Source organism: Olivibacter jilunii, from assembly GCF_900607235.1.
Lineage (GTDB): Bacteria > Bacteroidota > Bacteroidia > Sphingobacteriales > Sphingobacteriaceae > Olivibacter > Olivibacter oleidegradans.
The window spans coordinates 51,782-74,798 of sequence record NZ_LR027857.1 but is presented as its reverse complement, the minus strand read 5'-3'; the positions used below and the strand labels follow the sequence as shown (position 1 = coordinate 74,798).

At 42.3% G+C, this 23,017-nt stretch carries 18 protein-coding genes; 16 read left to right on the top strand and 2 right to left on the bottom strand.

The window, feature by feature from the left end; all coding sequences use genetic code 11:
• Nucleotides 1–199 precede the first annotated feature (199 nt).
• Nucleotides 200–1,216, bottom strand: coding sequence for a LacI family DNA-binding transcriptional regulator (locus tag E0E36_RS24055; RefSeq protein ID WP_013663938.1), 1,017 nt, complete (start codon nucleotides 1,214–1,216; stop codon nucleotides 200–202).
• 239 nt (nucleotides 1,217–1,455) lie between these two features.
• Between E0E36_RS24055 and E0E36_RS24050 the strand changes: the two genes are divergently transcribed.
• From E0E36_RS24050 to E0E36_RS24035, 4 genes are all read left to right on the top strand, one after another.
• Nucleotides 1,456–2,286, top strand: coding sequence for a ThuA domain-containing protein (locus E0E36_RS24050; protein WP_041387056.1), 831 nt, complete (start codon nucleotides 1,456–1,458; stop codon nucleotides 2,284–2,286).
• Nucleotides 2,287–2,335: 49 nt separating this feature from the next.
• Nucleotides 2,336–3,751 (top strand): Gfo/Idh/MocA family protein, encoded by a 1,416-nt coding sequence (locus E0E36_RS24045; RefSeq protein WP_130858091.1) that lies wholly within the window; start codon nucleotides 2,336–2,338, stop codon nucleotides 3,749–3,751.
• A gap of 294 nt (nucleotides 3,752–4,045) precedes the next feature.
• A complete protein-coding gene (locus E0E36_RS24040; protein ID WP_130858090.1) occupies nucleotides 4,046–5,428 on the top strand; it encodes a putative oxidoreductase C-terminal domain-containing protein in 1,383 nt (460 codons plus the stop codon).
• A gap of 9 nt (nucleotides 5,429–5,437) precedes the next feature.
• The gene (locus tag E0E36_RS24035) at nucleotides 5,438–6,289 is read left to right on the top strand and encodes a sugar phosphate isomerase/epimerase family protein (RefSeq protein WP_130858089.1); all 852 of its coding nucleotides are present in this window, start codon (nucleotides 5,438–5,440) and stop codon (nucleotides 6,287–6,289) included.
• 199 nt (nucleotides 6,290–6,488) lie between these two features.
• Here the strand turns inward: E0E36_RS24035 and E0E36_RS24030 are convergent, their stop codons facing one another.
• Complete coding sequence (locus E0E36_RS24030; RefSeq protein ID WP_130858088.1) at nucleotides 6,489–7,361, bottom strand: AraC family transcriptional regulator; 873 nt, start codon at nucleotides 7,359–7,361, stop codon at nucleotides 6,489–6,491.
• Between the two features lie 227 nt (nucleotides 7,362–7,588).
• Between E0E36_RS24030 and fucP the strand changes: the two genes are divergently transcribed.
• The 12 genes from fucP to E0E36_RS23970 all read left to right on the top strand — a co-directional run bounded on the left by fucP (nucleotide 7,589) and on the right by E0E36_RS23970 (nucleotide 22,959).
• Nucleotides 7,589–8,839, top strand: coding sequence for an L-fucose:H+ symporter permease (gene fucP, locus E0E36_RS24025; RefSeq protein ID WP_130858087.1), 1,251 nt, complete (start codon nucleotides 7,589–7,591; stop codon nucleotides 8,837–8,839).
• Nucleotides 8,840–8,998: 159 nt separating this feature from the next.
• A complete protein-coding gene (locus tag E0E36_RS24020) occupies nucleotides 8,999–9,328 on the top strand; it encodes an L-rhamnose mutarotase (protein WP_130858086.1) in 330 nt (109 codons plus the stop codon).
• An 81-nt stretch (nucleotides 9,329–9,409) separates the two neighbouring features.
• Nucleotides 9,410–11,068, top strand: a complete 1,659-nt coding sequence (locus E0E36_RS24015; protein ID WP_130858085.1) for a UxaA family hydrolase — start codon at nucleotides 9,410–9,412, stop codon at nucleotides 11,066–11,068.
• A gap of 70 nt (nucleotides 11,069–11,138) precedes the next feature.
• Nucleotides 11,139–11,903, top strand: a complete 765-nt coding sequence (locus E0E36_RS24010) for an SDR family NAD(P)-dependent oxidoreductase (protein WP_130858146.1) — start codon at nucleotides 11,139–11,141, stop codon at nucleotides 11,901–11,903.
• Between the two features lie 98 nt (nucleotides 11,904–12,001).
• The gene (locus E0E36_RS24005) at nucleotides 12,002–12,859 is read left to right on the top strand and encodes a fumarylacetoacetate hydrolase family protein (protein WP_130858084.1); all 858 of its coding nucleotides are present in this window, start codon (nucleotides 12,002–12,004) and stop codon (nucleotides 12,857–12,859) included.
• Nucleotides 12,846–13,679 (top strand): amidohydrolase family protein, encoded by an 834-nt coding sequence (locus E0E36_RS24000; protein WP_130858083.1) that lies wholly within the window; start codon nucleotides 12,846–12,848, stop codon nucleotides 13,677–13,679. The genes E0E36_RS24005 and E0E36_RS24000 overlap by 14 nt, the downstream gene beginning before the upstream one ends.
• Before the next feature lie 90 nt (nucleotides 13,680–13,769).
• Entirely contained in the window at nucleotides 13,770–14,561 is a 792-nt protein-coding gene (locus E0E36_RS23995; protein ID WP_130858082.1) for an L-fucose dehydrogenase, read from the top strand.
• A 452-nt stretch (nucleotides 14,562–15,013) separates the two neighbouring features.
• Nucleotides 15,014–18,190 carry a SusC/RagA family TonB-linked outer membrane protein gene (locus tag E0E36_RS23990; RefSeq protein WP_130858081.1) on the top strand — a complete coding sequence of 1,059 codons (3,177 nt, stop codon included), beginning with the start codon at nucleotides 15,014–15,016 and terminating at the stop codon, nucleotides 18,188–18,190.
• Between the two features lie 7 nt (nucleotides 18,191–18,197).
• Complete coding sequence (locus E0E36_RS23985; RefSeq protein WP_130858080.1) at nucleotides 18,198–19,949, top strand: RagB/SusD family nutrient uptake outer membrane protein; 1,752 nt, start codon at nucleotides 18,198–18,200, stop codon at nucleotides 19,947–19,949.
• 11 nt (nucleotides 19,950–19,960) lie between these two features.
• Nucleotides 19,961–20,389, top strand: coding sequence for a DUF4945 domain-containing protein (locus tag E0E36_RS23980; protein ID WP_130858079.1), 429 nt, complete (start codon nucleotides 19,961–19,963; stop codon nucleotides 20,387–20,389).
• Between the two features lie 130 nt (nucleotides 20,390–20,519).
• The gene (locus tag E0E36_RS23975) at nucleotides 20,520–21,710 is read left to right on the top strand and encodes a glycoside hydrolase family 172 protein (protein ID WP_013663922.1); all 1,191 of its coding nucleotides are present in this window, start codon (nucleotides 20,520–20,522) and stop codon (nucleotides 21,708–21,710) included.
• Nucleotides 21,711–21,720: 10 nt separating this feature from the next.
• Nucleotides 21,721–22,959: a DUF6786 family protein gene (locus E0E36_RS23970; RefSeq protein WP_130858078.1), complete on the top strand. Its 1,239-nt coding sequence runs from the start codon at nucleotides 21,721–21,723 to the stop codon at nucleotides 22,957–22,959.
• The last annotated feature ends 58 nt before the right edge of the window (nucleotides 22,960–23,017 follow it).

The following is a 23,017-nucleotide window of genomic DNA, read 5'->3' as shown; positions in this document are numbered from 1 at the left end:
GAGAGGCTAGCGCGACTGAAAGCTCGTTAATTATTCGTAAGTGTTTGCTTTTTCGGTACTCATGGGGCTCCCTACGGTCGGTTAGCCGATGAGTTAATGAGCAGATGTGATAATGAGCCAATTAGCTGGTTTAGGTTGATCGTTAAGTCGTGCTTAAAGCTTATTGCTTATAGCCTACAGCTTTAAAAGCTGAAGCTACTTAGAGTTCTTTAAAATAATGGAGTTTACAAGGGAGTGAGATAAGCTTTGGCTTGCGGGACTGATGCGGATTTTTGATCATATCAAGAAGTAGCGAACCTGCTTTGACGCCAATCTGGAAAGGTTGTTCTTTTAAGGAGGCAAGCGGTGGTCTTTCGAAATGGCTAAAAAGAGGCAATGCACCATAGCCGATCAGTTCTGTTATAAGATATCGATTGGGGAATTCTGTACGTAGGCAGGTCATAATATCGAGCATCAGGTAGTCTTTAAACAATAGCATCGCTGTTGGTGGATCCGTTAGTCGCATAAGCTTTCGTAAGACCTTATAGTTATCGGTTGTTGTTAGATCGCTTTCGCATATCAATTCTTGATCAGGAGATAGACCATTTTTAAGTAATCCGTCACGATAGCCGAGGTATCGATCCCGACTGGTTGTCCAATGTGATGGTCCGTTAATAATGGCAATACGCTGATGGCCTCTCGATACAAAAAGGTCTACGGCGTCTTTAGCGGCGTGGTATACATCGCTACTTACACAGCTATAGGTTTCATTGACAGGTTTTCGTGCAAAAAACATGACGGGTATCCCCGCACGTTCCAGTTTTCGCAAATGATCGAGGTTGCTTGTCTCTTTCGACATGGCAATTAACAATCCATCAATGCGGTTGCCCTGCATCACTGACACGAGTTCTTTTTCGCGCTGGAGGCTTTCCTGATTTTGGCCTATCAGTACAGTGTAGTGCGCTTTGGATGCAACTTCCTCAAAGCCATTTACGGCATGTATGTAGAAATGATCGAGCAATGTGGGAACGATAATGCCCAAAGTAAATGTTTTTTGCTGCTTAAATTGAATGGCTGTAATGTTTGGCGTATAATCAAGCTGCTTTGCCATGGCCAACACACGCTCTTTGGTAATGGCTCCTATATTTGGATGATTATGCAGGGCCTTTGATACCGTCGATATGGATACCTTAAGTGCTTTAGCGATATCTTTAATCGTAGCAGGTTTATTAGGCATGACTAGAAATTTAAAGTTGACGCAAAGAAATATATATGTTTTGGAAACGCTTAATTTCGGTAATCTCTTTTTTACGACATCGTTATCGTTAATTTTTAATGACATCCGTGGTGTAAAACCGTTCGGCTATACTTAATATTGTGGATCATGGAGGATGTTCATGGCTATCTTCGTCTAGCCTCGTGTTAAGCCAAACATAGACTATCAAAAATGAAACCAATGTAAATTGTACTATATTTATGAAAAGGCTAATAAGTATTCATTTGTTCCTCTTCTTGTGTTTACCAACATTCTTGAAAGCGATGCAGACCATCGTTTGGAAGGATGTAAAAGTGCTGGTTTATACCAAAAACGGTAAGGGCTTTGTTCACGACAATATCGAAAACTCCAAAAAAGCCCTACAGGAGATAGCAGCCTCTACAGGCTTCAAGGTTGATTTTAGCGAGAATCCGGCAGATTTTACGGATGAGAGATTAAAACAGTATGATGTATTAATCTTCTCTAACACAAATAATGACGTTTTCGATAACGACAAGCAACGGCTTGCCTTGATGCGCTACATTCAGGCGGGTGGTGCTTTTGTCGGCATTCATTCTGCATCTGGAACCGAGCGTAACTGGCCCTGGTTTAAACGCTTGCTAGGTGGGACTTTCGACTGGCACGAACCCGGACAAGCCTTTGATGTACTGCTTATCCAGCAGGATCACCCTTCTGTATCGCATTTGCCTGTTAGATGGAAGCGAGCAAAAGATGAATGTTATTATTTAAAGGAAATGGAGGTGAATCTGCAAGTGATTGCGGTTAATGACCTCAACACAATAGATAAAGTGCGCGAACGAAGACCTATCACCTTCGGTAATAAGTTTCCATCCGTTTGGTGTCATGAATTTGACGGTGGACGGGCTTGGTATACGTCATTAGGACATCAGAAGGAAGATTATGATGATGCTGCCTTTCGGAAGCATATTTTGGGAGGCATCCAATGGGCTATAGGCGAACAAAGGGAGCGAGACTACAGTAAAGCTAAGGCTCAACGTGTTGAAAGAGCGATTAACCAGCTTGCTAAGTGATGGAAAGATGAAAAAGCCAATCGAATTATAGAACTAAATATGATAAGATATGAACAAAAACCAATTAAACCGTCGTTCATTCATTAAAAAATCGGCGAAAGGTTCTGCTGTATTACTTGCAGCAACGGCGTTTCCAACAATTGTACCAGCTTCTGTTTTTGGAAAAAATGCGCCTAGTAATCGCATTCATATAGGCCAAATAGGCTTTGGTAGAATAGGTATGACGCATGATCTGCCGGAAGTAATGAAACATGATTATGTACATGTAGTGGCTGTTGCTGATTTTGATAGCAATCGACTGAAGCAAGGTAAAGCCTGGATAGAAAAGAAGCATACGGACAAATTTGGAAAATCTATTGATGTAAAGACCTATGATGATTACAAAGACTTAATTGCTGCAAAGGATATAGATGCTGTTGTCATTAGTACTCCCGATCACTGGCATGCACAACCGGCTATGGAAGCCGCGCTGGCAGGTAAACATATTTATTTACAGAAGCCAACGGCTTTAACCATTGCCGAAGGTAGAACCATGGCCGATGCGGTGAAAAAATCAGGGGTAGTCTTTCAACTTGGAACGCAACAACGGTCCATGAACCCTTGGCCTCAATTTAAACGGACCTGCGAATTAGTTAGAAATGGCCGTATCGGTGAACTTAAGCGAATCCAAATCGGATTGCCCATCGATCCTGCCGGAGGCAACACAGCGCAAATGCCGGTTCCCCCAAATTTAGATTATGACAAGTGGTTGGGATCGACTCCTTATGTATATTATACCAAAGATCGCGTCCATTCTCAAACGGAAATTGACGGCGAACGGCCGGGCTGGTTGCGCTGCGAGCAGTTCTGTGCCGGCATGATTACCGGTTGGGGCGTTCATCACTTCGATATAGCACATTGGGGCATGGACCAGGAACTCGGAGGTCCACTTGAAGTTGAGGGAAAGGCGGAGTTTCCGACAAGTGGTCTGTGGGACGTACATGGTAAATATGAGATTCATGCGCTTTATCCCAATAAGGTGCAAGTGGAAGTGCGTGATACTTTTCCGAATGGGGTTCGTTTCGAAGGGACGGATGGGTGGATTTTCGTTTCCCGTGGAAACGTTGGTGTTACCGCCACCGATCCTACCGCTTCCGCCAGCGGTGAAGAAAATAAAGCTTTCTACGCAAGTGACAAAAAAATATTAACTTCGAAAATAGGACCTAATGAGATACATCTTTATGAAAGTCCTGAACAACATACCAATTGGCTCGAATGCATTAAAAATGGTAAAGAGACAATTAGCCCGGTAGAGGTGGCGCAACGTGTTGGCTCGGCTTGTATCGTGGCACACACAGCCATGAAACTGGGCAAGAAGTTAACCTGGGATAATAAAACAGAACGTTTTATTGGTGACGAAAAGGCGAATGCAACCTTCGCTAGACCGCAGCGTTTTCCTTATGGAACTAATTATGTGAAAGGGTGAATAAATTCAGAAGTAAAAATTCAAAATTAAAAATTCAAAAGCCTGCCTCCCGGAGGGATGGTAAAAATGCCGAAGGGCTCATTGATACCTTAAAAAACTAACAAAGCATCAATAACCCCGAAGGGCTCATTGATACCTTAAAAAACTAACAAAGCATCAATAACCCCGAAGGGCTCATTGATACCTTAAAAAACTAACAAAGCATCAATAATTCAAAAGCAAAAAGCGCGACGCTTTAAAAGGAAAAACAAATACTTGCTAAAATAGGAAATTCAAATGTTTAAAAACAAATTTATGAAGGCTGCGGGACTGCTGCTACTGGGTGGAGCAATGGTTGCCTGTAATAACCAGTCGAGTAAAGAAAAACAAGAGAGCGATGCGAATGCCATCCGCTTAATTACACTGGATCCCGGACATTTCCATGCCGCCCTGGTGCAAAAGTCTATGTATCCGAATGTTGACAGTGTGGTGCATGTATACGCACCGGAAGATGGTAAAGATCTAAAAGCGCACTTAGCTCTAATTGAGAGTTATAATACGCGAATGGAAGATCCAACTCATTGGAAAGAGGAAGTTTATACCGGTACGGACTATCTTCAAAAAATGATAGCAGATAAAAAAGGTAATGTAGTAGTGCTCGCCGGAAATAACCAAAAGAAAATAGATTACATTACCCAATCTATTGACGCCGGATTGAACGTGCTGGCCGATAAACCGATGGCCATCGATGTAGCAGGTTTTGAGAAACTGGAAAAAGCTTTTGCCTCAGCTAAAGAGAAGAAGGTCTTGCTTTATGATATTATGACCGAACGCTTTGAGATTACAGCTACCCTGCAAAAAGAGTTCTCTCAAATTTCAGCGCTATTTGGCGAATTGCAAAGGGGTACGCTTGACGAACCGGCCATAACCAAAGAAAGTGTGCATCATTTTTTCAAGAATGTATCGGGTAAGCCCCTCATCCGCCCTACATGGTTCTTTGATGTGAATCAACAGGGAGAGGGTATTGTGGACGTGACTACGCATTTGGTCGATTTAGTTCAATGGGAAGGATTTCCGGAACAGGTAATTGATTATAAAAAAGATATTAAGCTGTTAAATGCTAAACGTTGGCCAACCTGGTTAGGTGCCGCACAATTCAAGAAAGCAACGCAAGAAGAGTTTCCCGATATGCTGAAAGGTAACATGAATGAGAAAGGCGAGTTGGGGGTTTTTGCTAACGGCGAAATTAACTATACGATTAAGAATGTGCATGCAAAAGTGGTGGTGAAATGGAATTTTGAAGCTCCTGAAGGTACCGGCGATACCCACTATTCTATTATGCGTGGATCAAAAGCGAACTTGATCATTAAGCAAGGTAAGGAAGAAAATTATAAGCCCGTTCTCTATCTGGAAGCAGTAGGGGAAGAGCAAGCGGACTTCGAGAAAATTGTACAGGAAGCGGTTGCGCAAATTGCTAAGCAATACACCGGTGTAGCTGCTGAAAAATTGAAAGCAGGTTATTATAAGATTAATATACCGGAAGTGTTAAAGACTAATCACGAGGAGCATTTTGGGCAAGTGACCAGTAACTACCTAAGTTATTTGAAAGAAGGTAAACTGCCCGACTGGGAAGTGCCTAATATGATCGCCAAATATTATGTAACTACAAAGGCCTTGGAATTGGCCAAGAAGAAATAAATCTAGATAATGAACCCGAGAAGAAATTTTTTAAAGAAAAGTATAATAGGAGCAGTAAGTGCAACACTTGTAGACGGCGTATATAATAGTGTCGAAGCTAAACCACTTGGAGGAGCGCATGCGAAAGACGAACCTTTCAAACTTGGAATTGCAGGTTATAGTTTCGTTAATTTTAACTTAGATCAATCGCTGGAGATGATGAAGAAAGTAGATGTACACTATTTGTGCATCAAGGATTTTCATTTACCATATAATAGTACAGCCGAGCAAATAGCGACTTTTCATGCGAAACTGAAAAGCTTTGATGTTACCGGTTACGCGGTAGGACCTATTTATATGAAAACCAGAGAAGAGATTGATAAAGGTTTTGATTATGCTAAACGGGTTGGTGTAAACTTAATTATCGGTATCCCTAATCATGAAGATCTGGCGTATGTCGCCGAAAAAACAAAGGAATATGACATTCGCTATGCCATTCACAATCATGGACCGGAAGATAAGCTTTACCCAAATGCATCGGTAATTTATGATTTGATAAAGAATTTGGATCCACGATTGGGCATCTGCTTTGATATGGGACACAACAAACGGGACGGTCGCGATTCGGTAGCGGACCTGCAAAAATACAGCAAGCGCATTTTTGATATGCATTTAAAAAATGTCACCGCAGCAACAAAGGACGGTAAAACCTGCGAGCTGGGGCGTGGGGTGATTGATATCCCCGCTTATGTGAAAATGTTACGAAAAGTAAACTACACAGGCTCTTGTAGCTTGGAGTATGAAAAAGATATGAAAGATCCATTAGCTGGTATAGCCGAATCCGTTGGTTATTTCCGGGGTGCCTGTGATGGAACACGTTAAGGTGAGCTCGTAGTTAAGTAGGAGAGTCGTTAAGTAGTTAAGTAGTTGAGTCGTTAAGTAGGGTTTTATTAGTGTTGAATTATGAATGATGAGCGATGAATGGCTTTAATTAGTTTGTAGTTAAGTAGGAGAGTAGTTAAGTAGTAGCAGCAGCACAAGCCTATAGCCGACCGCTTACAGCTTACTGCCTACAGCAAAACTAAGCTTTCTCCAAAAAAGCCTTTTGATAAGCCAAAGGGCTTTTTTCTGTTATCTGTTTAAAGTATTTGTGAAAACTTGCGAAGTTGTTGAATCCACTTTCGTAACATAATTGTTTGACACTCATTTTATTCTCAATCAGTAATTTACAGGCATGGCCAACGCGGATTTCCAAGAGAAAGCGAGAATAGGTTTTACCTGTTTTTGCTTTAAAATACCTACAAAAAGAGTTAGAACTAATGCCGGCGATAGCTGATATATCTTCTAAGCTAATCTTTTGACGAAAGTTAGCTAAGGTGTAGTCAAATATGCTGTTGATTCTTTTTTTCTCTTCATCTTGCAAGTTTGGATGAAAGCCAATGGATGAAATCAACCGATAAGAGGAATCGGAAGCAATTGCATGTAGGGCCTCCATTAATAAAATAATCCGTCGGGTTCCTTCCGAATGAAGCATTTGTTCTAACAAGGTACTTACTTTCTGTTTAGCTTGCCCTGTTACCTGAATGCCCCTTCGTGCCTTTTCGAGCAACTGCTTAATGGCTATGTTTTCGGGAAGTTCCAAAAAGTCGCGACCCCAGAAGTGTTCATTGAAATGAGCGACTCGAACATCGGCCCGATCCTCATTTTGCTCATCAAAATAGTGATCGTCAAATCGCCAATAGTGGGGTAGCTGAGATCCAACCAAAACGATATCCCCTGAATGAAAGTGATTGATTTGATCTCCAATAAACTGTGTTCCTTTTCCTCGGTAAAAATGAATGAGTTCTACCTCCGCATGATAATGCCATCTATTATTAATATAGGGAACAAAGTCCTGGCGGACGCTGAAAGATTGCGTAGGTGCCGTACTTAGCTTGAGTAATTGAGGTTTCATTATTTTACATATTAGGTGATTAACGTCAACTGCTTAATGCGAAACAATATCCAATCTATTCAGTTGTATGGTCAGCTAATCAGGCAAATATAAAACAAATATGCTAAAATAGCTTAATGATTGGCTAAAATGAGCAAGGGATTTAAAAAGTGAAATTCCTTAATTTGTAGTTGGCTTTACCAATAAGGATAAATTATTTTGATTAAAACTGAACCTAATATTATTTTATGTCGAAAAAAGGTGTGCTGATACCCATCATTTTAGTTACTTCATTGTTCTTTCTATGGGCCCTGCTTCATAACTTAAATCCCATATTAATTCCACACTTGAGAAAGGCCTTTGCCTTAGACGATCTACAGTCTTCATTGATCGACACATCTGCTTACATAAGCTATTTCGTAGTAGCTATTCCGGCGGGTTTATATATGCAACGGTTCGGTTATAAAAAGGGAGTTTTACTTGGATTGATTCTTTACGCGATAGGAGCACTCCTGGTTATTCCTGCGGCCTCTGAAAGGAACTATATCTTTTTTCTGTCGGCTATTTTCGTCATTGCAGCAGGGGCAACCTTTCTGGAAACGGTGGCTAACCCGTATATAGCCGTACTAGGTGATAAGGAAACCGCCACACAACGGCTAAATTTTGCTCAATCGTTTAATGGTTTGGGCGCCGTGGTAGCACCTATTTTAGGTGGTAGATTCATTCTTTCAGGGATCGAACATAGTCCCGAAAAATTAGCCGCTATGAGCCCCGAGTCGTTGAATTCGTATTTACAGTCGGAAGCCGATACGGTGAAAGTACCCTATCTTGTTATCGCCGGTATTGTAGTCGCCCTTTTACTCTTATTCGTTGTCACCAAGCTTCCGGAAAGTCAAGAGGAGGAATCGGATGGTACGCACACTGTTGGGACGAATTTTTCATTGAAGATATTTAAGCATAAGCATTTTTTATGGGCAGTTGTCAGCCAATTTTTCTACGTGGGTGCACAAGTGGGCGTCGGTAGTTTTTTTATACGCTATGCTAATCATGTGACCGATATGGGAGAAAAAAATGCGGCCTATTTGTTTGGATCAGTAGCGATGGTTGGTTTCATGTTAGGTCGCTTCAGCGGCACTTTCTTAATGCGTTATATTAAACCGGCTAGTTTATTGGCGGCTTATGGTTTGTTATGCACTTTGCTATTGTTGGTGGCCGTGTTTAGTTCAGGCACCGTGGCTTTGTATGCACTTGTTGCCGTTCCTTTTTTTATGTCCATTATGTATCCAACCATCTTTTCACTCGGTATACAAAATCTTACAAGTGAAGAAACAAAGATTGCTTCTTCCTTTTTGGTGATGTCAATCATTGGTGGGGCTGTTGTTCCTTTGTTGATGGGGCTCGTCTCCGTTGCGGCAAACAGTATACAAATTGCTTATCTGGTTCCGTTAATATGTTTTTTGGTTGTCTTTTACTATGGATGGAAAGGGTATAGGATCTAGGTAGTTCAATAGCAGTTAAATGGTTGAGTAGGGAAGTAGTTAAATAGTGATGAGTGATGAGTGAGGAATGATGAGCGTTGAATGAGTGAATGGGCCTTTTTACCATCCCTCCGGGAGGCAGGCTTTTGAATTTTTACTTTTGAATTTTGACTTTGCAAAATGAAAACATACGCATTGGCACTTGATCTCAAAGAAGATGATCATCTAATAAAAGAATATGAGCAGCATCATCGGGCTATTTGGCCTGAGATCAGGGAGTCGATTTTAACAGCGGGAGTCATCGATATGCGCATATACCGATTGGCTAACCGTTTGTTTATGATCATGGAGGTTACGGATGATTTTAGCTTTGATAAAAAAGCGGAGATGGACGCAAACAATCCGAAAGTACAGGAATGGGAAGCTTTAATGTGGAAATACCAACAACCGTTGCCACAAGCAAAAGAAGGTGAAAAGTGGTTGTTGATGGAGGAAATTTTTAAATTATAAGGCTTTATGCTATAGGCATATTGGCAAAAATAAATCGAAACAAAAAGCTGATCGCCCAAGGCTGACAGCTGATCACTGGAAATGACAACAATACGAAAATATTTGCAAATACATCCATCGGATAATGTACTGGTGGCGTTGCAGGACCTGCCTGCCGGTGAATCAATTCACTTTAATGGTGATAGTTTCGTGCTACCTGGCGCGGTAGCTGCAAAGCATAAATTCACGATAGAGGAGATGGCACCGGAGCAGGAAATACATATGTACGGCGTTCTGGTAGGAAAAACGAATAGAGCAATCGGCAAAGGAGAGGCAATTACCACCGAAAACATTTATCACGCAGCAAACGATTTTAAACTAGGGAAACGAAAACTAGACTGGCATAAACCGGATGTTTCCCGCTTTTCAAACCGTAGCTTTCTTGGCTATCATCGTAGCAACGGAACAGTTGGAACAGGAAATTATTGGTTGGTTATCCCCTTAGTTTTCTGTGAAAATCGGAACGTATTGGTAATGAAGGAAGCTTTTGAGGAAAAGCTTGGCTTTAAAAAAGCCAAAAGTTATGAACCGGAAGTAGAGCAATTGATCTCGCTCTATAAGACCGGTGCCTCCATCGAGCAGTTATTGTCGGTGGATCTGCGGGATGTAAAGGAATCGCACCGGCATCACAAGCTTTTTCCGAATGTAGATGGCATTAAATTTTTAAATCATGATATGGGTTGTGGTGGAACGCGCATGGATTCAGATGCTTTGTGCGGTCTGCTAGCAGGTTATATAACGCATCCTAATGTAGCAGGTGCCACCGTCCTAAGCTTAGGCTGCCAACATGCGCAGGCGAGTATTTTGAGAGCCGAGATTGCAAAACGTGATCCACATTTTGATAGACCCTTATATGTTTTTGAGCAACAGAAAATCGGATCTGAAAGTGTGCTGCTTCAGGAGGCCTTGAAGCATACTTTCACGGGTCTGATTCAAGCTAATCAACAAGAAAGAAGGCCGGCAGGTTTAGATAAGCTGTGTATCGGTTTAGAGTGCGGTGGATCCGACGGGTTTTCCGGTATTTCAGCGAATCCTGCGCTTGGTTATCTATCCGATATGCTGGTAACCTTAGGCGGATCTGTTATACTTTCCGAATTTCCGGAGCTTTGCGGAGTAGAGCAGGAGCTTAGCGATCGCTGTAAAGACGAGGAAACAGCCCTTCGGTTCATGGAATTGATGAAAACTTACAATGCGAAGGCAGAGCAAGATGGCAGTGGTTTTTATGCCAATCCTTCACCTGGAAATATTCGTGATGGTCTGATAACCGATGCGATTAAATCCGCAGGCGCAGCAAAAAAAGGAGGAACTTCGCCGGTGCAAGCGGTGATCGATTATCCGGAATTAGCCAACACACCTGGATTGAACCTTTTGTGTACGCCGGGAAACGACGTAGAGAGTACCACGGCCGAGGTGGCAGCAGGGGCGAATGTTGTACTGTTCACGACGGGTTTAGGTACACCTACGGGCAATCCAATTGCGCCCGTCGTTAAGTTGTCGACCAATACAAAGACCTTCGAAAAGATGCCAGACATTATCGATATTAACTGCGGCACGATCATCGAAGGTACAGAAACCATCGAGCAGGCTGCCGAACGAATTTTGGATTTTGTAATAGAGGTGGCCAGTGGGAAACAAGTGCCTAAAGCGGTGAAATTAGGGCAAGACGATTTTATCCCTTGGAGACGGGGGGTGTCTTTATAAGGTGTAAGGTGAGAGGTATAAAGGGGCTGAAAGCTGAATGCTGAAGGCCGATAGCTAAAAATAAAATATGATGTTTGATTTAACTGGAAAAAAAGCGATTATTACAGGAGGGGGAAGTGGTATCGGAAGAGCAATCAGCTTGTTGTTTGGAAAGCAGGGGGCTGAAGTGCATATATTAGAACTTAATGAGTCAGCGGCTTCGGCTGTTAGAGACGAGATTAAGGAAGCCGGTGGGAAGGCTTTCTCTCACGCTGTGAATGTGAGCGATCAAAGCGAAATGCTAGCGGTTGTGCAGGGAATCGGAGCGGTGGATATTTTGGTGAATAATGCCGGTATTGCTCATGTCGGCAATTTAGAAAACTGTAAAGTGGAAGATTTCGAACGTGTTTACAGTGTGAATGTCAAAGGAGCTTATAATGCTTTGTTTAGTGTTATCCCCTTGATGAAAGAGCGAAAAAAGGGTGCCATTCTGAATTTGGCATCAATTGCCTCACAGGTTGGTATTACTGATCGATTTGCCTATTCCATGAGCAAAGGTGCTATTGCTGCGATGACATTGTCGGTTGCTCGTGATTATATTGATTATGGGATACGCTGTAATAGTATTTCGCCGGCAAGAGTACATACACCTTTTGTGGACGGCTTTATTGCTAAAAATTATCCGGGCAAAGAAGAAGAAATGTTTGCTAAATTAGCCGCTAGCCAGCCCATTGGACGGATGGCTAAACCGGAGGAAATAGCCTCGTTAGCACTTTATCTATGTTCTGACGAAGCTGATTTCATTACGGGCAATGACTATCCAATTGATGGAGGCTTTATTAAGTTGAATAATTAACAGCTTTCTGCTTTCAGAAGTCAGCTTTCGGCCAATTGAAAACGAATTAAAGCTGAAGGCCGATGCCTGATAGCTAAAAGCTAAAAGCTAATAATAATATGAAACTAATCCGTTACGGTGAGCCTAGCCGTGAAAAAATAGGTGTACAGATAGAAGAAAAAAATTACGATGTATCCGCTTTCGGCGGTGATTTTAACGAGCAGTTCTTCCAAGAAAATGGATTGGCTCGCTTAGAAGAGTTTATAAAGGCAAATAAGGAAACCTTAGTGGAGGTCCCCGAAGGAACGCGACTGGGCAGCCCGATTGCCAGGCCATCAAAAATTGTCTGTATTGGTTTGAACTATCGCGATCATGCAGAAGAAACCAATGCGAAGATTCCTGCCGAACCCATCATATTTATGAAATCGACCACTTCAATGGTTGGACCAAATGATGCGATCGTTATACCGAAAGGTTCTACTAAAACGGACTGGGAGGTCGAATTTGGTATTGTCATTGGAAAGAAAGCGAGTTACGTAGAAGAGACAGCAGCCATGGATTATGTTGCTGGTTATGTATTACATAATGATGTCTCTGAAAGAGAATATCAATTAGAGCGCGGCGGAACATGGGATAAGGGAAAAGGATGCGATACCTTTGCTCCTATAGGTCCTTTTTTGGCGACCCAAGATGAGATAAGCGATATAAATAATGTCCGTTTATGGCTCAGTGTTAATGGTAAAGTTGTTCAAGATGGCAATACTAAGAATCTAATTTTTAAAGTACCATTCATTGTTTCGTATATTAGCCAGTTTATGACCTTATTGCCTGGAGATGTTATCTCTACAGGAACACCGGCAGGAGTGGGTCTCGGATTTAATCCACCCGTATACTTAAAGCCTGGGGATATAGTGGAGTTGGGAGCTGAAGGTCTAGGCACCTCTAAACAAGTAGTAAAAGCTTATGAAGCGCATTGATTCGCATCAACATTTTTGGAATTATAATGCTGTGAAAGATGCTTGGATAACAGACGACATGGCCGCTATCCAGCATGACTTTTTACCTACGGATTTGGAGGGCCTTTTGCAAGCCAATGAAGTCGATGCTTGCGTAGCTGTACAAGCTGATCAGTCTGAACAGGAGACTAACTTTTTGCTGAATCTGGCAAAACAATTCTCGTTCATTAAAGGCGTAGTGGGCTGGGTCGATTTGAAAACTGCACATATCGAAGAGCGTTTGGCTCATTATAGTCTGTTTCCCAAATTGAAAGGATTCAGGCATATTTTGCAAGGAGAGCCCGACCCTCACTTTATGTTGAGTCCATCCTTTATCCGAGGTGTGGCAGCATTGCACAAATTTGGATTTAGTTATGATATATTGGTTAAACCTAAGCAATTACCTGCTGTCATTAAGTTCCTTACGCATTTCGATAGTGAACAACGCTTTGTAATCGATCACTTAGCTAAGCCTTACATCGCTGCTAAAAAGACAGAACCTTGGGCAACCGAGATGGCCCTATTAGCGCGTCATAACAACTTATATTGCAAGCTGTCGGGCATGGTGACCGAAGCGAATTGGAAGCACTGGAAGATGGATGATTTTTCATTTTATATCAATCATCTCTTGGATACGTTTGGCCCTTCCAGACTTATGTTCGGTTCCGATTGGCCGGTTTGCCTGGTGGCGGCCCAATATGAACAGGTTGTAAGTTTGTTAGATAAGCATCTCGGATCGCTAACATTAGCGGAGCAAGAAGCGATATGGTATAAAAACGCAGAGGAATTTTACAGACTTTAATTAGCTGTCGGCTATCGGATATCAGCCATCAGCTAATTTCGCTGAGCAGAAAGCTGAAAACCGAAAGCTGATAGCTCAAAGCTACAACAAATGGATTTAAAACTTAAAGATAAAATCATCATTGTAACAGGGGGAGCGAAAGGTATTGGCCGAAGTATAGCGGTGACCTTAGCAAAGGAAGGGGCTGTACCGGTTATTATTGGTAGAAAAAAGCCCGACAATGATACCGTTGTGGATGAAATTATTGCGCAGGGTGGACGGGCTTTCGGTGTGGAAGCCGAATTAACCCAAGCAGAGGCCTGTAAGAATGCTGTGGAGCAGACCTTAAGGAAGTTCGGTAGAATTGATGGGCTGGTAAACAATGCCGGACTGAACGATGGAGTCAGTTTAGAGAGTGGAAATTACGAGTTGTTTTTGAAAGGACTTCATAATAGTTTAGTACATTATTATCTTATGGCGCATTATGCGCTACCTTCACTCAAAGAGCATAAAGGGGTGATTCTGAACATTAGCTCAAAAACGGCCGAAACCGGACAGGGAGGAACATCCGCCTATGCAGCTTCCAATGGAGCAAGGAATGCACTGACGCGGGAATGGGCTGTCGAACTATTGCCTTATCATATTCGAGTCAACGCCATCGTCGTAGCAGAATGTGCCACACCTCAATATGATAGCTGGATACAAACCTTAGACAATCCAGAGGAAACGCTTAGACAAATAACAAGCAGAATCCCACTGGAAAATCGAATGACTACGTCTGAAGAAATTGCAGCCATGGCCGTGTTTTTATTATCGCCCCAGTCTTCCCATACAACGGGGCAATTAATCCATGTAGACGGCGGTTATGTGCATCTCGATCGCGCCGTAGGCGCCGGAATTTAAAGATCGCTTTTACTGAAATAGGAAATGAGGAAATTGGTAATTGGGGAGTGGTTAACCGCTCCCTTTACTATTTTATTACTTCTCTGCTATTTATTCTATTTGAGACAAATAGACGAATCATTGATACAATTTGTAGAACAATAAATTTGCTTGCTTAACCGATTAAGCTTAATATTGTATCATTATAAGCCAAATATTTTTCTTCTTACTAATCTCCTTGATACGGTCACAGAAGCAGTTTGCTTAAACGTTTAAAGAGAGACTTGCTAATAAAATTACGATAAACAGAATTAGAAACGGGGATATTTAAAACACATTTGTTTAATCGATTAAGCTAATGAAAAACTTATGAAACAATCATTCAATTCAGGTTAAGCTCCTATCGAAAGTTTGAGCTTGCGCCCGATAGGAGCGAATAACGAACCAATTAGAAAACTTAACTCATTATGCTAATGAATTTTTTACAACGACTCGCAGCATGGCGCTGTAGAGGAGAGACTCTTTTGCCTATACCTTTTATACGAGCGTTATGTGTAGGCACATTGCTCATTTACCTGATCGGTGCACAAACTTTCGAAGCGCATGCCCGTCAGCAAACCCGAAAAATCATTGGTCGTGTACTAGATGAAGCGGGGGAACGGTTGGCCGGTGTTAGTGTGTCCGTAAAGGGCATCGCCGCCAGCACGCAAACCGATTCCTTGGGACGTTTTGAAATGGATGTGCCCATTAACACAACGCATTTGCTATTTACATATGTCGGAAAAGAGGTTTTAGAATTAACGTTGACGAGTGTTCGTGAGTATACGGTTACCTTAAGCGATGATGCGCAAGCACTCGAAGAGGTGGTTGTTTCAACTGGTTACATGACCCAAAAGAAAGCGGATTTAACAGGAGCTGTCAGCTTGATAAAAAGAGCAGATTTTACGAAAACACCCAGCGCCAATGTGATGCGATCCCTCCAAGGTAAAATTCCGGGCGTCCGGATCACAACCGATGGTAACCCGGCCGAAAACGTAGGTATCCAGGTTCGCGGAGTTACTTCCTTCAATTCTGCGCCGGCGTTGATCGTACTTGATGGACAACCGGTAAATATCAATCTTCGGGATATCAATCCTAATGATATTGAATCGATTCAGATCTTGAAAGACGCGTCATCCGCTTCTATTTATGGTGCGCGTGCAGCTGGGGGTGTTATTCTGGTAAACACAAGGAAAGGACAAAAAGGAGGTACACAGATCACCTATGAAGGTTATGTCGGAACATCTAAGATTACCGGTGTACCAAAAATGCTCGATGCCGTTGGTTATGGGCGTGGCCTATGGCAAGCTACTGTTAATGATGGGGATGATCCGTCTACTGCGATACGGATTTATGATTACGATTGGAACTATGATAACAATGGTGTCCCGGTACTAAACAGTGTAACACCAATTCCGTGGTTAAATGCGGCTCAAACAATGCCTTCATCAAACACAAATTGGTTTAAGGAAGGGACGAGGGAGGGGATTCAAACCAATCACCAGTTGACAATAACGGGGGGAGGTGAAAAATCGACTAGCCTCTTTTCTTTGAATTATTATAACAACGAAGGTACACAGCTTACTTCATATTTTAAACGTTTGGCAGGACGCTTTAATAACGAATACCAATTACTCAACGGACGAGTGACGATCGGCGAAAATTTAACGCTTACCCATCTGCGTTTTCGGGATGTCAGCCGAACTTACGAATTTTTAGTTATGCCTCCGAACATTCCGGTGTACGATAACAACGGAGCTTGGGGTGGTGTAGCTATGCCGTTAGGCATGGATGACTTTAATAACCCAATCCGTGACCTAATGCTTAATAAAGATAACATTGGAAATTTTATGAAGGTTTTGGGAACTGCCTATGCTAATGTGAAAATATTAGATAACCTGAACTTTAAAACACAATATGGTGTCGATTACAGTATGTGGTATGATCGAAATATCCAGCGGAAGTGGGAAGAGGCAGGGGGCAAAAGCAGCAGTTTAAATGGGGTTAGACAAAACAACTGGCACGATATCGGTCAAACCTGGACCAATACCTTAGTCTATAACTTGGAGTTGAATAACAATCGCTTCGATATCTTAGGAGGTATTGAAACCTATAAATTTACCAATGAAAGTGTAAATGTATATCGCGAAGGGATTCTGCTGGAAGACCGAGCTTATGCCTATCTATCTACTGCTACGGGAGAAAGAAGGGACCTCGCGGGAGGGGGAAACGAACGGCGTATTTTGTCCTTCTTTGGAAAAATCAACTATGCTTATAAATCCAAATATCTGCTGTCGGCCACTTTTAGACGTGATGGCGCCTCCGTTTTTGGAGAGAATAATCGATATGGTAACTTCCCGGCTTTTTCAGCGGGATGGAGATTAAAAGATGAAGCATTTTTGAAACAAGCTGATTTTTTATCAGATTTGAAACTCCGCGCCAGCTGGGGTAAAAATGGTAACTCACAACCTGTTTTAACGGGGAGATTCACCGATATTTATGTTCCGGATGTGAATGGCACCTCCTATGCAATAGGCGGGAATCCCTCAGGTAATATTCCATCTGGTTACAGAAGGAGTAGTTTGGGGAATCCTGACCTCAAATGGGAAACAACAACGCAGACCAATATAGGGGTCGACTATGCGTTTCTTGATAATCGCTTATCGGGGTCCTTTGATTGGTTTACCAAAAAGACCACGGATATGCTTTTTGAACCGCCTTACATTGCAGCCTTGGGAGAAGGAGGTTACCGGTGGGTGAATGGAGCCAATATGACCAACAAAGGTTTCGAATTTTTGCTCAGCTGGGGGGAATCAAGAAATGACTTTTCATACACGATCACAGGGAATTTTTCGGCCTATAAAAATGAAGTGCACGATGTACCAGCAAATGTTCGCTTTGCTTATGGTGGAAATGGCTTAACGGATGATATTATTGGTCGGCCGTTAAACTCGTTATACGGATTGGTAGCCGATGGTATTTTCAAAACCCAGGAAGAAGTTGATAATGCGCCACAACAGCAAGGAAAAGGGGTCGGTAGGATTCGCTATAAGGATCTCGATGGTGACGGCGTGATTAACGAAATTTATGATCGTACATGGATTGCGATTACCGATCCTGATTTAATGGCAGGCTTAAATTTCGAGGCGCGTTACAAAAATTTCGATATAACCTTTTTCCTTCAAGGCGTATTTGGGAATGATGTTCGTAATACGTGGAAAGAACTAAGCGATTTCTGGAATATCGGAGTTCAGAATGACCGGAATCATCCCAGTCGCATACTAGACGCGTGGACACCTCATAACCCGGACTCAGACATCCCTGCTTTATCTAGGCGTGATGCAAATGGAGAAAAAAGGTTATCAACCTACTTTATTGAAAACGGATCTTATATCAAGTTGCGAACATTAGATATCGGCTATACATTCCCTCAAAAGTGGATGGATTCTTGGCACTTAAGCAGACTTCGACTTTACGTATCAGGTCAAAACTTGTTTACGCTGAAGAAAACTTGGGGAGATGACCGGTTTACAGGGGGAGATCCCGAAAATCCGGGTTTTGGTTACCCAATGCCAAGAACATTATTTGTAGGAGTTAATGTGACATTCTAATCTTATTATGATGAAAACAGTTCAATTGTATATAACCCTGACTTTACTGATCTTATCAGCGGGGTGTCAGAAATTTTTAGAGGTCGACACCAAGGGTGTTTTATCGCAAAGTCAAGCAGAAGACCCTGCTCAAATAGAAAGTTTTGTAGTGGCCGCCTATTCACACATGTCTTCGTTGGGATTTGCAGACACACACAATCCCTGGATTCAATCTGTTCGTTCAGATGACGCTTATAAGGGAGGTGGTGGTTTGAGTGATCAAACACCGTGGTACGAAATGGAAACCTTTACCGGTGTAACACCAAACGTCGGCAATAACGACGGTCCTTGGTACCGCGGTTATGTTGGGATTAGCCGAGCAAACATTGCTTTGCGTTTACTGAATGCGGTAGATGCGTCCACGTTTCCAAATAAGGATCAGCGAATCGCAGAAATGAAATTTCTACGCGGATGGATCTACCTTGGTATGAAACTAAGATGGAAATATGTGCCCATAATTGACGAGAACACACCTTCTGACGCAGTAGTGGTAGAAGGTATTTCGAATCGACCGGATGGCATGGCGAATGATTTGCCTTTATGGGATTGGATTATTCAAAATTTCGAAGATGCGGCAGCTATTTTGCCTGAGACCCAAGCTGAAAAAGGTCGACCAACAAAATATGCGGCACACGCGCTAGCTGCAAAGGCCTTGCTTTTTAGAGCATACGAACAAAACGATCGGCATCAAGTGATTAACATTAACAAGGAAACGCTGCAGAGAGCATTGGACCACTTAGATGCAATTATGGCCGTAGACGGGGCTGTTTATGATTTACAAGCGGACTTTGGAGATAATTTTATGATTGAATTCGATAACGCTACCAAGGAGGCGCTTTGGGAGATACAATATTCCATTGATGACGGCACAACGGATGGTCATATCAATCGAGGTAATGAGCTCAATGCTCCCTGGTGGGCGCCATACTTTACCTGCTGCGACTTCAATAAAGTTTCACATACAATGATCAATGCTTTTAAAACAGACGAAACGGGTTTGCCTGATTTCCAGAACTACAACAATACGGAAATGAAAGGCAATACCTATGTTGAATTTTTTAAAAGTCATGAATTTGATCCACGATTAAGTCATACAGCTGCTATACCAGGCTATCCCTGGAAATACGATAATAATTTATTGTATCAAGAATCAGGGTCACGCGCTCCTTTCCAATATGGCTACTTCAACTCCATGAAAGAACAGGTTCATCCCGATTGCGACTGTATTTTTCGGCCATTTTATGTAATGAATTCGATGAATGAAAAAGTTATCCGCTACTCCGAAGTTTTACTGTGGAAGGCCGAGGTACTTATCCAGCTCGATCGCTTTAATGAAGCATTGCCATTGATTAATCGTATACGCCAACGAGCCGCGAACAGTACACAGCGCTTGCATAAACCGGATGGTTCTTTGTGGATGGATTATAAAGTGGAAACGTATAAACCTGGGGTAAACGTGACCTGGACAAAAGAGTTCGCTTGGCAGGCTTTGATGTGGGAAAACAGATTGGAATTTTCCATGGAGGGGCGACGCTTTTTTGATTTGATGCGATGGGGACAGTTAGAACCTGTTATGAATGCTTTTATTAATAAAGAGAAAACGCGATTTGATTGGTATAATCAAGGGCGCTTTACCGCAGGTAGAGATGAATTTTTGCCGATCCCCCAAGCGCAGATGAATTGGTCTAAAGGTAGTTATAAACAAAATCCCGGCTATTAAACTATCATATTATGAAAATAGTACTTATATATATATTCTCGCTGTCCGCGCTCTTTTTTACCGGTTGTAACGATCGCGATATGCTGGAAAGAAAAGATGGAGTAAGTTTACCTGCCGTTGAGGGATTAACTATGCAGCGAGTAGATGATAAGCATGTTCGCTTAACATGGAATATTCCAGACAATATTCCAAACGAGATAGAACTACCGGTCAACGTTTTTGTTGAAGTTAAGGAAATCGTTAACGTGACTAAAACGCTTCCTGTTTTCAATACGACATTGTCAAACGCACCTTCAGAATTCATTTATGAAATTCCCGATATTGCTAAAACTTACCATATAACCATTAAGCTAAACGGTTCGACAAAAGTAAAAGATGTAAACTATTCAAGTAATATCTATTCTTTAGGCCAAACGGCGGTTATTGCCGAAGGTCAGTGAGACGGATTGTTGAAGAAATGATAAAAAATAAATGGCTTTTATTTGTTTGTTTAAACGATTAAGCTTACTATTGTAAAACCAAAATGAAGATAACCGGCAATCGGTTTCCAATTATTAAACTAATGCTTTTATGAACCTTAAGAAAAATATGATGAAAAAATTTCTGGCAGCGCTAATCGGTCTTTTCATTTATTCATTTACGTACGCACAGCAACAGGGCGCATTCAATGGTCTCGACATGAACATGGGCACGCTGTCCAAGTTATCGGATGCCAAAACCCGTTCAATTAGTCCCGAAAATTTTTCCGGTGCTAAAGGAAAGGGCGGTATGGCAGATCCGGTTAAGCAGGCAGGTCAGCGAAATGTAGCGAATTCCGCCTCTCAGGCACGTGACTTAGGTCTTGGTTGGAAAGTGAATCCTTATATTACTATCAATGGAGGCGAGACCTTCACGATTGCTGAAATGGAAGGCCCAGGGGCGGTGCAGCATATCTGGATGACACCTACAGGCAATTGGAGTTACTCTATTATCCGTTTCTATTGGGATGATGAAACGGAGCCTTCTATTGAAGCTCCGGTTGGTGCTTTTTTCGGAATGGCTTGGAACGAATTCGCTCCGTTGAGCTCTATGGCAGTCACGGTGAATCCGGGTAGTGCCTTTAATTGTTATTGGAAGATGCCGTTCCGAAAAAAATGTAGAATTACGGTTGAAAATATTAACAGCGAACCCATGAACCTGTATTATCAGGTAGATTATACGTTAACAGATGTAGGGGAAGAGGAGGCTTATTTACATGCACAATACCGCCGTTCAAATCCAAATTCAACTTCGCTTCACACCATTTTAGATGGCGTCAAAGGAAAAGGTCATTATGTAGGTACCTACATGGGCGTAGGCGTAAACAATAACGGCTGGTGGGGTGAAGGCGAGATTAAGTTCTTTATGGATGGCGATAAAGACTTCGCTACTATTGTAGGTACGGGTACCGAGGATTACTTCTGCGGTTCTTACAATTTTGAAAATAAGAAAACACATCAATATCAGGAATACTGCACGCCCTTCGCCGGTTTGCATCAGGTGATCCGTCCAGACGGTGTCTATCAAGCGCAACAACGCTTTGGCATGTATCGCTGGCACATTATGGACCCAATCCGCTTCGATAGTGATCTGAAGGTGACGATTCAAGACTTAGGATGGCGTTCCGAGGGACGATATTTACCGCAAAAATCGGATATTATTACCGTTGCTTTCTGGTATCAACGCGAGCCCCATGCTCGTTTTCCGAAATTACCGGCGAAAAACGATTTGGAAGTTAACTAAGATGAAAAGAATGAAGCAGCGTATTATTGTCTCAAGCATACTGGCTCTTTTTAGTGTTGCTTGCAGTCAATCGTCAAAAAAATCAGATAAACAAGCAACGATAGCCTCTAAAGAAATGACCACCTATAAACCCGGCTCGTTCGGTTATGATATTGCCTTTTTATCTAAACGGGATAGTGTTATTGTGCTTAAAGATGTGCACGGAGATGCGCAGGTGGTAGTCTCGCCCAAATATCAAGCAAAGGTATTTACCAGTACGGCAGATGGAGAAAGGGGTAGAAGTTTTGGCTGGATCAACTACGCTGCTTTTGATAAGAAAGATGAGCACATGAATGCTTACGGAGGCGAAGATAGGTTATGGTTAGGGCCGGAAGGCGGGAAGTTCTCTTTGTTCTTTGAACCGAAAAGCACAATGGAGTTTGCTAATTGGCATACTCCGTCGGCAGTAGATACAGAGCCTTGGGAAGTCAGCGCTTCCAATGATAGAGAGGTAACGCTTCATAAGCAGACTGCGATTACGAATTATGCCGGTACTGAGCTACAAATCCAACTTTCGAGAAACATCGAAATTCTTGAAAAAAAGGATATCGAGCAAGTACTGGGACTTTCTTGGAGTGAAAGCATAAAAACAGTAGGTTTTCGAACAACTAATAAAATCCTTAATCAAGGTGACAAAGCTTGGGATAAGCAAAGTGGCGCACCTTGTCTATGGAGCTTAGATATGTTCACTCCGACGCCTAAAACCGTCATTATAATTCCGTTTGAGAAGGAAGTTAAGGGTAAAATTGCTACTACGGATTATTTCGGAGAGATATCAAAGGACAGACTGATCGCAAAGGATAGCGTGCTGTTGTTTAAGGCTGATGGAAAATCGCGAGGGAAGCTCGGCATACCTCCTCAACGCGTTAAGCCAATTGCAGGCAGCTATGCTGCGGACACGAAAGTGTTAACCATCACTTATTTCGATATTCACCCGAAAGCAACTTATCTCAACCAAGAGTGGACACCGGATAAGGACCCCTTTACCGGCGATGCAATGAATGCTTATAATGATGGTCCGTTAGCAGACGGCAGTCAGATGGGGCCTTTTTATGAAATTGAAAGCGTATCACCGGCTGCTTTTTTAAAGCCTAAAGAAGAATTGACACATCACCATTATGTCTTTCATTTTACCGGCGAGGAAGAGGACTTAGACACCATTGCGCAAAAGGTGCTCGGAATATCGTTGAAGGAAGCGAAAATTGAGTAGGAAATCGTAAAATGGTTGAGTAGGAAAATAGTTAAGTAGTGGATGCCTGTCTGCCGGT